We start from the raw sequence: 16435 nt of genomic DNA on the forward strand, positions 1-16435 counted from the left end.
GGGTCAGCCATAATCATACTAGTTAGCCAAGTTTTTCATCTGCCGATATTGAGCGTCAGTTTCACCGAATGCTTTACCCAAATACCTTAGAAAATAAATTAGGCTTTGATACTATCCGCGAACGGCTTAAAGATGCCTGTGTCAGTCCGCTGGGACAGGATTACGTCGATAAAATTCGCTTTACGGATAATGCTCAACTAATCGATAAACTTCTTCGTCAGACAACGGAGTTCAAGCAAATTGTTCAGTACGAACCCGACTTTCCGAACAGTAATTACATCGACGTTCGGCCGCACCTAAGCCGTGCCCGCGTAGAAGGTCTCGCGTTAACCGAAGCTGAATTTTTTGATTTAAAGCTTGTGTTACGTACCGTTCAGGAATGCCTGCGGTTTCTGGTCCGAAATAGCGATAAGCGTGACGAAGCCAATACGTTCCCATTTCTGCGTGAATTAGCTGGTCCCGTGGCTGTCGATAAAAAAATAACGGATTCGCTCGAACGTGTCATCGACGATCGGGGAAATGTTCGTGATTCCGCTTCGCCTGAACTGGCCAGTATTCGCCGACGGATCATTAGCGAACAGGCAAACCTTCGCAAACGACTCGACAGCATCCTGCGCCAGGCCAGGCATAACGGCTGGATTCCCGACGATCTGTCGCTGACGGTACGGGGTGGGCGGCTCGTTATTCCCATTGCCGCCGAACACAAACGGAAAATCAAAGGATTCGTTCACGATGAGTCCCAGACGGGTCAGACCGTGTTTCTGGAACCCGCCGAAGTGTTCGACGCCAACAATGAAATCCGGGAGTTAGAGTACGAAGAACGTAGAGAAATTTATCGAATTCTGATTACCCTGACGGACCAGATTCGCCCCCATTTGGAGGAATTAAAAAAGGCGATCAATTTTCTGGCTCAGATTGATTTCATTCGTGCCAAAGCCAAACTGGCAGTACAACTGGATGCGATCATGCCTAAACTGAATGATCGGCCGTTTGTCAATTGGAGGGAAGCTCGTCATCCACTGCTCTATCTGTCGTTTGTAAAACAACAGAAGAGTGTCGTGCCGCTAAGCGTTCGTTTAGATGATAAAGCCAGAATTTTAATTATCTCTGGTCCCAATGCTGGTGGTAAGTCGGTAGCGCTGAAAACAATTGGTCTCATGCAGTATATGCTGCAATGCGGCCTGCTGGTGTCCATGGCCGATTATTCCGAAATGGGCGTTTTTCAGAATCTGTTCATCGACATTGGTGACGAACAATCACTTGAAAATGACCTCAGTACGTATTCATCGCACCTGACGGCCATGAAGCAGTTCTTGATCGGTGCTAACAAGCGAACGCTGTTTCTAATCGACGAATTCGGTACAGGAACTGAACCGGGTTTGGGTGGTGCTATCGCCGAGTCAATTCTGGAAGATCTCAACAAATCGGGCGCCTATGGTGTGGTCAATACGCACTACACGAACCTGAAAGTGATGGCAGATAAAACGTCAGGGTTAATCAACGGGGCTATGCGCTTCGATGGTGAACACCTCGAACCACTTTATCAGTTGGAAATTGGGCGGCCGGGTTCTTCGTTTGCCTTTGAGATTGCTCAGAAAATCGGCTTGCCCAAAGGCGTTATTGAGCGAGCGAAAGAGAAACTGGGGAATCAACAGGTTAATTTCGAGAAGCTGTTGAAAGAGTTAGATATTGAAAAGCGTGTTTTCTCGGAGAAGAACCTCGAAATAAGTATCAACCAGCGCAAAGTAGCCCAACAGCTGGCTGAATATACAGCGCTGAAAAACCGTCTGGATAACGAGCAGAAACAGATTGTTAATGATGCCAAGCAGAAGGCCAAAGCGCTCGTACAGGAAGCCAACCAACGTATTGAGCATACAATTCGGGAGATCAAGGAAAACAAAGCTGAGCGCGATGCCACGAAACAGGTTCGGCAGGAACTGGAGAAGTTCGAGCAAAAAGAACTGAAGCCCGAACCGGTCATTGTTGAAACACCGCAACCAACAGAGGAAGAGTTTGAGAAAGATGGGGGCGCCATTAACGTTGGCAGCTACGTCCGCATCATTGGCCAGAATGCTATTGGCGAGGTTATGTCGCTACGTGGTAAAGATGCCGAAATCCGAATTGGGGATCTGAAATCAACCGTCAAGCTGAACCGACTCGAAAAAGTTAGTAAGAAAACGTTCAAAGCGGCAACCGACGTACGCGACGATCGTCCGCGTAGCCAGGGCGTTGACATGAACGAGAAAATGCAGAACTTCAGCTTCAACCTCGACATTCGGGGCAAGCGGGGCGAAGAAGCCATTGGTGAAGTAGACCGTTTTTTTGATGATGCGCTGATGCTCGGCTATCCTGAATTACGGATTGTTCATGGTAAAGGCGATGGCATTTTGCGGACGCTTGTACGTAATCACCTCCGTGGCTACAAACAGGTTGGGCGGATGGAGGATGAACACGCCGACCGGGGTGGCGCGGGCGTAACGATTGTGAAAATGAAATAATTTATAGATCTAGTGTCGGGCGGTGCGTCCGACACCACAACAACGACTAACGAATGAAAGCAGTTATTTTTGATATGGACGGGGTGATTGTGGACACCAATCCGCACCACCGCACCGCCTGGCGCGAATATTACCAACGTAACGGCAAAGATCTGAGCGATGATGATTTTGTCCAGTACGTTTCGGGTAAACACAATCGCGATATTGTGGCCCATTTGTTTGCGGATCAGACCCTTGCATCGGATGAAGTCGTGCGATTGAGTAACGAGAAAGAAGCGCTGTTTCGCGAATTATATCGTCCGGTTATCACACCCATTGCAGGACTAATCGACTTTTTAGCTGTTTTAAAGAAAGCCGGTATCCAGATGGCCATCGCTACTTCGGCGCCCGTTGAAAACCTTGATTTTGTTGTCGATACGCTCGGTATTCGCTCCTATTTCAATACGTTACTGAACGAAAGCATGGTCAGTCATCCAAAGCCTGATCCTGAAATCTATCAGAAAGCCATGAAAATGCTCGGTGTTGACCCAGCGGACAGCGTTATTTTTGAAGATTCGATGACGGGTATCCAGGCAGCCAAAGCATCTGGATCATACGTAGTGGCCATGGCCACAACCCAGTCGCCAGACGAACTACGGCCTTTTGTCGACGACGTAGCGCACGATTTTACGGAGATGACACTCGATCGCCTACAGCAGTTGATTAAGGTTTTTTAACGGGATTAACCGGAAGCAATCTGTATTTTTGTCTTTTAAGCCAGTTTCACGCGAAGCGTTAGTTGTTTACGATGCTCAACAAGCTCCTCATATCTGTTTTCCTTGTCAGCCTGCTGGGCTGGTCGGGTAGCGCGTGGGCACAAGGCAAATACGTTGTCGGAACCGTTTTGGATCAGGCTACAAAGCAAGGTGTTGATCGGGCAACGGTTATTAACCAGCGAACTCGTCAACGGGCGCGCACGAATACCAGTGGACGTTTTTTTCTAACGGTTCAACCCGGCGACTCGCTGATTCTAACCAGTCAGCTGTATGCCAGAGTCGGCATTCTGTACGAAGGCGCTAATAACCCAACCATTGTTGCCCGTGCGCTTCCACCTATGCCCTACCGCGTTGTCGACCTCGCCGAGGTCACCGTAACGGGAAAACGGTATGAAGAAGTGAAGCGTGAAATTCAGGAAATTCTGGATGAACCAACGGCCTCCAAAAAAGTAACGGGCGAACAGGCTTTCGATCGGTTGGCCGATGGTGCGGGCGTAACGCTGTTGTATGAGATGTTCGGAAAACGGCCCAAATCTGACCGGAAAGCGTACTACATCATGCAACAGGACCGGCGGCACGCGCTGGCTTTAGAACGATTCCGGCTGTTGGTTGAGCAATCAACGAACCTAAAAGCGGATGAAATCGATCGTTTTTTTGATTTCTGTGACTTAGATGATGAGTTTCTTTTAAAATCAGAAGATTACGACCTGATCAACACCATTCAGCAATTACGAAATCGGTATCGGGATGGCTTTAACCGCCCTAGCCGAATTACTCCCGATCCAGAGCAATCAGTTACTAAACCCCGGCAGTAACGCTGTCAGTTGCCTTCTACCTGTATTGAGCGATGAGTTTGTAGCCTGGACGGCCACGTCTGGATGAGATAGATATACTCATACCCGGACGTGGCCGTCCAGGCTACCAGCTACTTCGTCCTGACAATCTTCAGTTTTTTCATCAATTCTTTTCGGCTGGCGACAGGAATCTGCAAAACCGTTTGATTATCGTTCATAAACAGGTAATTGTCTTCTATACGCTTGATATAGTTTAGGTTAACCAGTAACGATCGTGATAGCCGATGAAAGTTAGGCCACGGAAAGTACTGGGCCATATGGCTTAGATTAGCACTGATCTGATACGGCGTTTTCTGCCCAAGCAGAAATACTTTCGTATACGACCCGTCTGCCTCTACGTACAGAACGTCCGTCGAATTTATTTTTTCGTAGCCTTTATCAACTGGCAGAAACACCTGCTCTGATGCCAGCGGATCGGTAAAATCATCCAGAGTAGACTGAAAATAATGATAGGCCAGCTCAACCTGCAGCTTTAGCTCCTCCTGTCGAAACGGTTTAAGCAAATAAGCAATGGGCAACGTTTCTTTAGCCAGTTGAAAAGTTTCCGGTTCCGAGTTCGCCGTCAGATAAATAATGGGCATGGAATGAATAGTCAAAAGCTTCTTTGCCGTGGCGATCCCGTCAGCACTGGAACCTTCCAGATGAATGTCGATCAAAGCCAAATCGGGCGGGTTCATTCTGACCGCTTTCACCGCCTGCTCAATAGTACGAGCGGTAGCCGTTACCTCATGGCCCGCTCCCTCGAGCGTTTCGCAAAGATCCATGGCTGTAATGGTCTCGTCTTCAACAATCAGAATCTTTAGTGATCTCATCCGTCTTTCTTACACGTTGAATTCCAAAGTAAACAGTACACCTGTATTATCGCCCTCAAATCGACACGTACCGTATAATTGTTCTGTCTGGGCTTGAATGAGCTGCATGCCAAACGAGGATTTTTTTACGGCGGTTGCCGATTCTACGGCTTCGTCCATGAGAGTATCTGCCCAAGTCAGCCCATCCATGCCAGGGCCATTATCCGCTACCATAATTTTCAGCCTGTTACTTTGCCGATGACAGCTAATTTTCAATTCGGGATTAGCTCTGTATGGAAAAGCGTATTTGCAGGCATTCGTTGTTAACTCATTGAGGATTAGACCTAGTGGAACAGCTTTATCAGCAGGAAGTGACGTATTTTCAATCGTGAATTCCGTTTCCACCGACGAATATCCGTAGGACCGAAGTACACCCCAGACCAATTCCCGGATGAAATCTTCCAAGTTAACTTCGGCTAATCTATCTCCATCGTATAGACGCTGGTGAATAATGGCCATAGACTGAACCCGTAACCGGCTCTCTTCAATGGCCTTTTTAGCCACTTCATCCGTCAACCGTTTAGATTGCAGGCTGAGCAAGCTTGACACGACCTGAAGGTTATTTTTTACCCGATGATTTTGCTCTTTTACCAGTTGTACATTCCGGAGACTAATACGTTGATTCTTCCGATATAATCGAAAAAAAACAATACTAAGAACTGTAGCAATCAGGAATAGAATCCCGATTACAGCAGTAAGTATTTGCTGCGTATGTAGATTTTCAGCATTCAGGTTTATTACTTTTTTCTGCGCCTTCAGAATTGATTCTTTTTTCCTGGTTTCATATTCTATGTTCAAGCGCGTAACCGTACCGTCGTAGTCTGACAAAAGTTGCGCTTTTTCCAACGCGTTCAATTTGTTCAGCCGTTCGAAAGCCGCTTCCCACTGATCAGTTGCCTCGAAGTAGCGCACAAATTGCCTATCCAACAGAACACGCAAGTCATATTCGTTCAGCTTTTTTTCATCGTATAAGGCTTCCGCTTTACGTAGCACTGACCCCGCTAATTTAAACTGTCCGAATGTACTATACGCTGATGACAAATGAATCATAACATTCAGTCGGCCAATGTCTTTGCCTTTACGCGTAAAGAACGACAGCGCTTTTTGAAGATAGGAGACGGATCGTTTGTCATCATTTTTAGCCAAAAAATTTCCATATCTGGCTAAGGCCTCTGCTACAGCTATCGTATCGTTTGATTTATAACCTAGATACTCAATCTGCCTGTAATAGAGAATAATAGCGCTATAGTATGCTGGCCGTCCTCGCGGTTCCTTATGCCAAATCGCTTCGTAAACTTGCCCTAAAGCACCATATGAACGCATTAAGGCGGGGTCAGACCGGATATGCTCTGAAATACTGAGTGAGCGCTTAGCGTCATGAAGTGCTTTATCAAGATGGCCTTGCTTAACTTCGTTTTCACTCAATCGTACGTACAGTCTACTTACTTCGAAAGAATCCCCTTTAGGTTCAAGTAGCTGTAGTGATTTAAGAAAATAACTTTGTGAAGACTTATAATCGCCCGCAAAAGCGTAAATCTTTCCGTAGAGATACCAGGCTTCCGCCAACTGAGTTGAGTCACGTTTTTTAATCGCTTCCTGCTCTAGTTCTTTAGCATGCTGTAACCGGTCCGTCTTTAGCTTCAGATTCGTAACTCCCTGACTTAATCCCCTGACGGATACAAGCATTGCCACTAACATTAAGCATTTGCAATACAAAGCAAAAGGCGGCATTAGTGAAGAGGTTTGAAAAGAGGTCGGAGGTATATTCTACATCAAATTTAGCGAAATATGTATGGATTACCGACCGGATTGAGCCCACAAGAAAATTCTGATAGTCAGGAAGAAAAAATCGTAGACTCATAAGTTCATAATTGCTTATGGCTATAAAAAAAGGCATGTTTGAGAAAGTATTAAGTCGAAAAACAAGCCACTAACTTTACGCATCAGGCTTTCCGCTAATCCACACCTCTTAAGCTAACCAATTTGTTTATATTTCAGCCGATACTCACTATTCTCTGGCTCTAACCTTCATTATTTCTTATCTAGGCAGAAACCTACTGACGTCCGATCATGGTGCTAAGAAACAGCATTGTGATCGGACCCCAATAGGTTTCTGATAATTAGACGAATGGTAGGTATCTGTTATTGGTTTACCACTACAGCGTCTCCTACCTGCATTTTACCGCCCCGGATAACTTTAGCCGTTAAGCCGCCATGCCCGCGCATCGCGTTATAGCCACCTGGGCCAAGCGCTGTTTCCATCTTTGAGCAGGGATGACATTGACCCGTCACTTTCAGAATAACATCGCCAATTTGAAGTTGATGCTCTTTGAGTGCCAGCAGATTCAGGCCAGATACGACAATATTTCGACGTAACAAGGCTGGGTCGAGCGTATCACGCCCTGTCAGCGCGGCCACAACGGGAAGATGTTCTGCCTGGATAAGCGTTACGTGCCGGTTGCCACTTTGCCCGCTGTAGTGATCTCCCAGAATCCCTTTTTTCTCGGAGACGTCAATTGAATCGACAACCTGAACAGGCTCACGTCGTTCCAGCCGAATCCCAATCCACTCGACCCGACCCGGACGCGGAAATACGTCGAAAAGGTCTTTTATATTTTGCATCATAAACGTATTCTGGACGGCCACGTCCGGGTAAGATAAATGTATTCACACCCGGACGTGGCCGTCCAGGATACGATTACCTGCCAAATTTCAACGTAGTGCCTATTCTGAAGCCTAAGCCCTGGTACTTTGCATCCTGCCATTGCGAGATCACCTCCACCCGAAAAAAGGGCAGTACTTGTGGAATGATCCCATCCAAACCATAGCCTACTTCGGTATAGTGTTTTGAGGAAGGTGTATATAGATAATTCACGAACAGATTTTCTTTCAGACCAATTAACCGGACGATAGTAAGTTGAGTAACCAGAAATTTCCGAAATTCAGCCAATACGTGTCCTTCGGCAAAGCGATTGGCCGTGCTATATTGATAATAGGGTAAGAGTCGGAAGCTGGACACAACATCGCCCTGCTGGAAGAAAAATTCGTTTCCGGCGAAGTGCTTAAAATCGGGGAAGTATACGCTTCGATTAGTCAAAAACGCGCCGGCGCTAAGCTGGTAGTTCAGTCGACTCCGAATGCCGGTTTCGAAGGAGTGGCTGATACTCCCCTGCAGAAAGTCATAATCGACATCCATCATACCTTTTCGGTAGTTCAGCGTCAGCAAGGGCGCATCATTGTCGCGCCGGGCAATACGTCGACCGTTACGAATGGTGTATTGCGTAGCCCCCAACCGGCCTGAAGCTGTTACGTTTAAGACCAAAGCGTTATGTGTTGGAAACGCTGTCGACGTGGATACGGTCGTTGCCACCTCCGCATTATCGGGCCGGTTGGGCGTGAAGGCTCGGTTTTTCCAGTCAAACCATGGTTTCAAATCTTCCCGATAGTTCGCCAGTTCAGTACGTTGCGCGTACTCCAGACTACCCGATAACGTAACGCGACTCTTGAAAGGCAAGGCTCTGACGGTCAGATTCAAAAAATCTTTCTGATAGAGCTTGGCAAAATTTTGCTCAAACAGCAGCGATGTCAATGAATTCAGCAGTGGGCTGATGGGATTGTCTGGGTTAAACTGATACAAATATCGTCCGCCGGATAAACCGACGCGTGTGGTTTTGTATTGGTAACTCGCCTGTCCATAGCCTACAAACCCTTTCCGTCCAAACTGGTATCGACCTGTTCCGCCAATGTTCCATTCGCCGAGCGGAATCTGCACAAATCGATTGACGGAATCTACTTTTCTCCGATAACGCAGGTTAAGAGCCGCTTCCAGTGTATAGCCCTCCACTGTATTATACTCGATTTGCGCCAGTGGGCTTGTGTAATTCAATGAAGTCTGTTTGCTCAACCGCCATGTATAACCGCTAAGCAATTGGCCTGGCGAAAACTTATTCCGCGATTTTTTCTGTCGATCGGTACTGTCACGCCGTGTGGTGTCAGCCGTGCCGGGAACCTTTATTTCACGTACTAGCCCCAAACTGTCCGCTTTGCGGTAGCTTTTCATTTCAGCCGTCGTAAGCGGCACGGAACGTAACGAATCCCAGAATACATTGGAGCGCCGACGAGCCAGCGAATCCACAACCAGAGAGTCATCACGGACAACCGTTACGTCTTCCTTTCGATTTTTCCGGGCTTGTTTTTCCTGCTTTTCGTATTCCTTGACAAGCTGACGCAGATTTTTAGTGGAGAACTCCTTTTGCTTTTTCACCAGATCGTCAAGCGGCTTGCCTTTAATATCACTTTTCGACAAGCTCTGGGCAGGCGGCCCTTTCTTTTCGTCAGCTACTTCGATTTCTTCCACAAAAGCGGGGTTAACCACAAACTCGCTGAAGGTTAGATTGCGTATGTAATAGCCATTCGCCTTTACGCCCAAATACGAACCACTGCCGCTATAGCGTTGGTTTGTCGGCATCCAAACCCCCTGAATCGGACGACATACGTGCCGCACCGTGATCGAAACGCCAATATTGGTAACGGTTTCTAACTGTAAACTATGAATAGCCCAGGTGTTTTCGAGTATGTAAATGGTTCCACGAAAAACGCCCTCCCCATACTGACGCGGAATCACCTGAATTTTACTGACCTCGATCGGCTGACCATCCGGGCCAGGTTCGCGGAACGTACCTTTATATTCAAATTTGTAGTAGGCAAACGCTTTCGGCGACAGGGGCGATACGGTTCCGCCGATGGTCGGGCTATAAAAACTAGCGTTATAGAACTGGTTCGGGCTGAGAAAATCACCCTGTGAATTGCGGTTCGCGAGAATCCGTTGCCGATACGTATTGGGCTGACTGAACGAGACTTCCGCAACGGTTTCGTTCAGAACCGGTACGCCTACTTTAAAATTGAAATCACGCTCGGCCTCTTTTAATTGCTTACGAAAAGCCATTTCGGCCAAGTTGGGCAAATCCACTACGGTGAAGGATGATTTCGTATAAACCCGCGCTTTGAATCGCTGAACCTGTAACTGATGAAACCGGCTCTTGGCAATGGCCCGGCGCATGATCGTATAGGCCGGATCTTCGTTCCCAGCTTTCGCCTGAACCTCTGCCAATCGAAAAGCCTGCTCTTCCATCGTCGCATCCAACGTAGTGAATCCCGTTCCGATTTCCGTGGATTGTTGTATGGTTTGAAAGCCTAGATACTGGAAAACAATCTCGTATTTGCCCGGTGCCAGTGCAATTTCATACCGTCCTTCGGCATTGGTGATGGTACCATTCGAAGTGCCCTTTACGATCACAGCTGCGAAAGGCAATACATCGCCCTGTTTATTTTTGACCGTACCGCGTAATCCCGTCTGGGCTACGGCTAATGATACGCACAAGAAGTTCAATAGAATAAGGAAGGTTACTTTCATACGGGAGTGGCTTATCGTCTGATCCGCCTGTAATAAGCAAACGAACGTATTATCGCATTTTATCCATGATAAACGCTTTTTGCCAGTAATTAACGAAAAAACGTAGTTAATGGCGTAGATGCGACTTAGCCGGAAAACGTTGTCTGCACTGATTGTTAAAAATCTATAAGGTCTTTGTGTATCTTGCTCCAAACTGCTTACAACCTGAATTCTATGCAAAAATCAGTACACTTCCTCCTCAATTTATCGCTTTTCATGATAATTCTATCAACGGCGATTGCCCAGCCACCCTCCCCGACCAGCGTCCTGCCCGAACGCGAGCGCTCCCGCGTGATCGACGAAATTCTGGAAGACCGCTTTACCAATCTCCTTCCCCAACTCATGCGTCGGGAAGGATTGGATATGTGGATTATCATCTCCCGTGAATACAACGAAGACCCTGTTCTCCGGACTATGCTGCCAAGCACCTGGCTCTCCGCCCGCCGACGGACGATTATGGTGTTCTTTGACCAGGGTGGAGATAAAGGGGTTGAAAAGTTAGCTATTGCCCGCTACGACGTAGGAAACTTGCTCAAAGGCGCGTGGGATATCGACGTGCGGCCCAATCAGTGGGAAGCGCTGGCGAAGATTATCGAAGATCGTAAGCCGAAAAAAATCGGACTGAATATGTCAACGAATTATGGTCATGCCGACGGGTTGTCCTTCTCCGAACATGAAGAATTCCTAAAAAAACTGCCTGCTGAGTATCAGAAACGTATCGTTTCGGCCGAGAAAGTAGCCGTTGGCTGGCTTGAAACCCGAACGGAGAAAGAGATGGCGATTTATCCGCTCATCTGTCGGTTATCACATCAGATCATTCAGGAAGGATTCTCGGAGCAAGTCATTCAGCCGGGCGTAACGACGACTGATGACGTCGTGTGGTGGTTTCGTCAGCGTATTACGACACTGGGACTGGATACATGGTTTCATCCGACTGTCGATATTCAGCGTGCCGACAATACAGACTTCAATCACTTACGAACCTTCTCGAAGCGACCCGATAAACAGGTCATTATGCCCGGCGATTTGTTACATGTTGATTTTGGCATTACGTACCTGCGCCTGAACACTGACCAGCAGCAACACGCTTACGTACTACGTCCGGGCGAAACTGACGTACCGGAATCGATCAAAGCCGCTTTTAAACAGGGGAATCGCTTACAGGATATTCTGACCAAACAATTCAACGTCGGGAAAACGGGGAATCAGATGCTGCTGGCGGCCTTGGAACAATCGAAGAAAGAAGGCATTACAGGCACAATTTATACGCATCCGATCGGTGTTCACGGACACGCAGCGGGCCCTACTATTGGTCTGTGGGATCAGCAGAAAGGTGTTCCCGGCGCTGGCGATTACCCGTTGTTGGCGAACACAGCGTATTCCATCGAGCTCAACGCAGCCGTCGAAGTTCCTGAATGGAAAAAAGTGGTCCGTATCATGCTCGAAGAAGATGGCTTTTTCGATGGGAAATCGTTCCGGTATATCGACGGTCGCCAGACCGAAATTTATACGATTCCGAGAAAGTTGGGATACGTTAAATAAGGTAGAGATTGATTCGCCGGTGGATCTCTATTTCACCGGCGATCCGTCCCTGATTTCCTCCGTAGCTGTAGTAATTAGCTGATCGCCTTCGTTCAACTGACCAAATACTTCCATTTTGTTATCAGCTTCAAGGCCTCTTTTTACAGGAACCCATTCCGCTTTGTGATCCCTGACCCGGATAACGAAAACGCCGGTTGTTGAATTAACGATGGCCGACTTTGGAACAATGAACGTACTGTTTTTCGTCGGCAGTGGCAGACTAACTTCGGCGATCATGCCCGGAAGTAGCTTCTTATCATTGTTGACGACATCGACTTCAACCCGTTCCGATCGCAGACGTTTGTCCAGAGCGCCCGATAGTCGTTTAACTTTTCCGGTAAATTTCTTGTCAGGAAACGTTTTGACAGTAAAACTCACTTCGTTGTTCTGGTCCACGTATCCTGTATAAGCTTCGGGCACAGCAATGACTAAACGGAGTCGCTTCTGCTCTGTCAGCACGAACAACGGGAATTCGGAACCTTTACCCGCTGGCCCGATGTAAGCGCCTGTACTGGCGTTACGGGCACTAATGATCCCGTTGAAGGGCGCCCGGATTTCCAGATAGCTCCGTAACGTAGCCACTTCCCGATAGGCGGATTTAGCGGCATCTAACTGAGCCAGATCGGCGTTACGTTTCGCCAGTGCCTGATCGACATCGTTCTTCGAAACAGCCCCTGAGAATTTACTGGCTTCCAGTATGCGCTCGTAGTTCGCTTTGCTGGCAATTGACAGCGCTTCCTGCCCCTTCAGTCTGGATTCAGCCGAAGCGAGTTGCGAACTCAGTTCAGGTGCTTCAGCTAAGGCCAGCAACTGACCCTGCTGCACTTCAGAGCCTACGTCTACCTTTAGCATTTTGATAAACCCACTGACTTTGGCGTAAATATCTACGTCGCGAAACGCTACTAGTTCACCGGGTATTTGCAGGGAGGAAGCTAGTTTTCCCTTTTTTAACGAGAATACCTCCGTAGCGGCTGGTGCTGCGGCAGCTTCGGTTTCGCTAACTTCTGCTTTGCTGTCTGGGGAATGACAATTGGTTAATAAACTGGCCAGCAGCAAACTTCCTGCAAACGCAAGCAGACTACGTACTGGTTTATGAATTCGCCGTTTCATACGAGGAGGGAATGTAATATTTACTGTCTTTATCTTCAGGATCGAGTGATACCGATTCCGTTGTTGTTTTACCCTGAACCCAGGCAAACGCCAGAGGCAGAATGAATAAAGCCGCAAAGGTTGACGCAATCAGCCCACCGATTACAGCCCGACCCAGCGGAGCCGCCTGGGAACCGCCTTCACCCAGACCGGATGCCATTGGAATCATCCCCACGACCATCGCTACACTGGTCATTAAAATAGGTCGCATCCGTAATGAGGCCGCTTCTCTGGCGGACTGAAGTGCGTTACCGTTGCGCATGCGTAGCTCTTCGGCATTTGTCACCATCAGCACCGCATTGGAAATGGACACACCCACCGACATAATCATTCCCATGTACGACTGCAGATTCAGCGTCGAACCGGTAAGCATCAGCAGGACCAGTGACCCTACCAACACGGCTGGTACCGTACATAAAACAACCAGAGATACTTTAAAGGATTGGAAGTTAGCCGCCAGCATCAGAAAGATAACGACAATGGCGGTTAACAGTCCCGTTTGCAGACTATCGAGCGTATCAATCAGTACTTGGGTCAATCCCTGCATTTTCACCGTTAAACCGCGGGGTAATTCACCCAGTGAGTCGATGGCTTTCTGAACATCGTTGGCCGCTGTACCCAAATCCATATCGTTCAAATTGGCCGTTACCGATAATACGGGTATGGCACCAATATTATCATTCTCACCATAGGTCGTTCCAGCTTGCAAGGTTGCTACGTCACTCAGCACCGGGCGGTTTGAATTTGGCGAAACGGGTATCTCGCCCAAGTCATTAACACTCTTCATCTGGTTTTCCGGAACCTGTACCTGTACCGTATACGATTGACTCGATTTCGGATCGATCCACACGCTTTTCTCTGTATACCGTGACGACGACGTAGCAGCAATCAGCGAGCGGGAAATGGCGGAAATATCCGTTCCTAACTGAGCGGCCCGCGTTCGGTCAATCGTTACGTTAATCGCCGGATATTTAGTAGCCTGTCCTATCTGGACATCTCGCAAATACGAAATCTGATTCAGTTTAGCAATTACCTTATTGGCATACTCCTCGTTCTGCTGTTTGTTCTTACCCGACAGTTTTACTTCAATCGGCGTAGGCGACCCCTGACTGAGAATCTTATCCGTTAATTCAATCGGTTCGAACGAAAGCTTGACATCGGGCATGGCCTTTCTCATACTGGCTCTAAATCGATCTTTCAGCTGATCCATGTCGACATCGTAGTTTCCTTTCAGGCTCACCTGCAAAACGCCTTCCTGTGGCCCAGCCATGAACAGGTAAATTGGACTCGTTGAAAACTGAGCACCGTGCATCCCCACCATCGCCGACGTAATCTCTACGTTCTCTTTGCCAACCAGCTTATTCAGCACATTAATGGTTTGCAGCATGGTCGCTTCAGTCTTTTCAAGCCGGGTACCATCGGGTTTCCGCAACCGAACCTGAAACTGATGCCCGGTAACTTTGGGTAGAACATCCCGACCAATAAACGTAATCAGCAAAGCCGCAATGCCTAATGACCCCAGTACATAAATGGCAACAATCGGCTTTCGATAAGGCAACGTCCGGTTAATAAACCGAACAAACCGCATTCGAACCCGTTCAAAAAGGCCGATTTTACCGTCTTTATCAAGGTCGGCTTGATGAGCCAGTTTTTCCTTTTGGTCAAGTATATCCTCGTGCGTGTGGTGGCCATTGGCGCCTGCTTTTCCATTCTGGCCATTGATCCCATTGGCTTTGATGAGGTGTCCGTTTACGACTTCGTGCTTAGTCGCTTTTCCGTTGCTAACCGGATGGTGTTCTTTCATCATCCAGTTGGCCAATACGGGCACCAGCGTCTGCGCCATCAGGTACGAGGTGATCATCGAAAAACCAATGGCCAGCGCAAGGGGTAAAAACAGCGCTCCCGGAATACCCGTCATCGTAAAAGCGGGCGCAAACACGGCCAGGATACAGAACAGAATCAGCAGCTTCGAAAAGGCAATTTCCTTACAGGCATCCCAGATGGCCAGGGCTTTGGGCTTGCCCATATCCATATGCTGGTGAATGTTCTCAATCGTTACGGTACTTTCATCGACCAGAATACCGATAGCCAGCGAAAGACCGCTCAACGTCATGATATTAATGGTCTGACCGAATAACGACAGAAACAAAACCCCCGAAATGATACAGGTTGGAATGGTAATGATCACGATCAGCGCCCCGCGCCAGTCGCCCAGGAAGAGCAAGACCATTAATCCCGTCAGAATAGCGCCAATCGCCCCTTCGGTCATCAGACTTTCTACCGCATTGATTACATACACCGACTGGTCGAAGGTATACGTTAGTTTTACATCTTCCGGTAGTAAAGCCTGAAAACGTGGTAGAGCCGCTTTCAGATTTTGTACAACTTCCCAGGTCGACGCATCCGCTGATTTGGTAATGGGCAGATATACCGAGCGTTTCCCGTTGACCAGTACGTATCCCTGGGTAATATCGGCTCCGTCTTCGATGGTCGCTACGTCTTTCAGATACAGATTTTGAACGGTTCCCGTATAGAGCGGAATATTACCAAAATCCTCAACATTCTTAACGGTGGTATTGGCAGGCGTAAAGTAGTTCAGGTCACCAATCCGCACGTTTCCGGCGGGTGTTGCCTGGTTGTTGATACGTAGCGCGGCCACTAACTGGTCGGGGCTCAGGTTATGCGCACGCAGCAATTCCGGATCAGCTTTTATCACAATGGATCGGGAGTTCCCTCCAAACGGAGCCGGTGATACTAATCCAGGAATTGACGTAAAGCCTGAGCGGATATACACGTTCGCCAAATCCTGCAATTCATTATTGGTCCGTTTCGGACTACTCAATACTAACTGACCAACCGGTAAGGTTGAGGCATCGAAACGAAGAATAAAGGGTGGTTGCGAACCGGGCGGGAAAGTGGCCTGCGCCCGGTTTGAATAAGCCGATACTTCAGCAGCGGCCTGCGCCATGTTGGTGCCTTCGTAAAAGGATAGCTTTAGCAGCGTAATACCCTGAATGTTCTTGGTTTCAATACTTTTCACCCCTGATACGTAGAGCAGCAGATTTACGTATTGCTTCCCAAAAAAAGACTCCATCTGGTTGGGTGTATAGCCCCCAAAGGGTTGAGAGATATAGATAACCGGCAGATTCAGATTCGGAAATATATCAATCTTGATCGAACGAACAGCCCCTATACCGAAGTAAAATAAACTGGCGACAATTACCAGAATTGTGATTGGTTTACGTAACGCGGCTCTGATTAAATTCATCTTAAATTATCTAAAATTCATAACTCT

The 16435-nt window shown here is 47.9% G+C and carries 10 protein-coding genes; 4 read left to right on the plus strand and 6 right to left on the minus strand.

Annotation, left to right across the window (positions count from 1 at the left end):
* The first annotated feature begins 68 nt into the window (after positions 1–68).
* The 3 genes from IC230_RS01505 (at position 69) to IC230_RS01515 (ending at position 4068) form a co-directional block, all read left to right on the plus strand.
* Complete coding sequence (locus IC230_RS01505; RefSeq protein WP_191037193.1) at positions 69–2498, plus strand: endonuclease MutS2; 2430 nt, start codon at positions 69–71, stop codon at positions 2496–2498.
* A gap of 53 nt (positions 2499–2551) precedes the next feature.
* Positions 2552–3214, plus strand: coding sequence for an HAD family hydrolase (locus tag IC230_RS01510; protein WP_191037194.1), 663 nt, complete (start codon positions 2552–2554; stop codon positions 3212–3214).
* A gap of 71 nt (positions 3215–3285) precedes the next feature.
* Positions 3286–4068 carry a hypothetical protein gene (locus tag IC230_RS01515; RefSeq protein WP_191037195.1) on the plus strand — a complete coding sequence of 261 codons (783 nt, stop codon included), beginning with the start codon at positions 3286–3288 and terminating at the stop codon, positions 4066–4068.
* 110 nt (positions 4069–4178) lie between these two features.
* Here the strand turns inward: IC230_RS01515 and IC230_RS01520 are convergent, their stop codons facing one another.
* The 4 genes from IC230_RS01520 to IC230_RS01535 form a co-directional block, all read right to left on the minus strand.
* Positions 4179–4919 (minus strand): response regulator, encoded by a 741-nt coding sequence (locus IC230_RS01520; protein WP_191037196.1) that lies wholly within the window; start codon positions 4917–4919, stop codon positions 4179–4181.
* Between the two features lie 9 nt (positions 4920–4928).
* A complete protein-coding gene (locus IC230_RS01525) occupies positions 4929–6644 on the minus strand; it encodes a histidine kinase dimerization/phosphoacceptor domain -containing protein (protein ID WP_191037197.1) in 1716 nt (571 codons plus the stop codon).
* Positions 6645–7100: 456 nt separating this feature from the next.
* Complete coding sequence (locus IC230_RS01530) at positions 7101–7580, minus strand: MOSC domain-containing protein (RefSeq protein WP_191037836.1); 480 nt, start codon at positions 7578–7580, stop codon at positions 7101–7103.
* Positions 7581–7656: 76 nt separating this feature from the next.
* On the minus strand, positions 7657–10371 hold the full coding sequence (locus IC230_RS01535; protein WP_191037198.1) for a DUF5686 and carboxypeptidase regulatory-like domain-containing protein: 2715 nt from the start codon (positions 10369–10371) through the stop codon (positions 7657–7659).
* A 255-nt stretch (positions 10372–10626) separates the two neighbouring features.
* Here IC230_RS01535 and IC230_RS01540 point away from each other — a divergent pair, with 255 nt between their 5' ends.
* Positions 10627–11952 (plus strand): M24 family metallopeptidase, encoded by a 1326-nt coding sequence (locus tag IC230_RS01540; RefSeq protein WP_223860169.1) that lies wholly within the window; start codon positions 10627–10629, stop codon positions 11950–11952.
* A gap of 27 nt (positions 11953–11979) precedes the next feature.
* On the opposite strand, the gene IC230_RS01545 is transcribed toward IC230_RS01540, so the two are convergent.
* Both IC230_RS01545 and IC230_RS01550 read right to left on the minus strand, forming a co-directional pair.
* A complete protein-coding gene (locus IC230_RS01545) occupies positions 11980–13101 on the minus strand; it encodes an efflux RND transporter periplasmic adaptor subunit (protein WP_191037200.1) in 1122 nt (373 codons plus the stop codon).
* Complete coding sequence (locus tag IC230_RS01550) at positions 13082–16408, minus strand: efflux RND transporter permease subunit (protein ID WP_191037201.1); 3327 nt, start codon at positions 16406–16408, stop codon at positions 13082–13084. Before IC230_RS01550 ends, IC230_RS01545 begins: the two co-directional genes overlap by 20 nt.
* Between the last annotated feature and the right edge of the window lie 27 nt (positions 16409–16435).

It is taken from the genome of Spirosoma validum, assembly GCF_014699035.1.
Classification (GTDB): domain Bacteria; phylum Bacteroidota; class Bacteroidia; order Cytophagales; family Spirosomataceae; genus Spirosoma; species Spirosoma validum.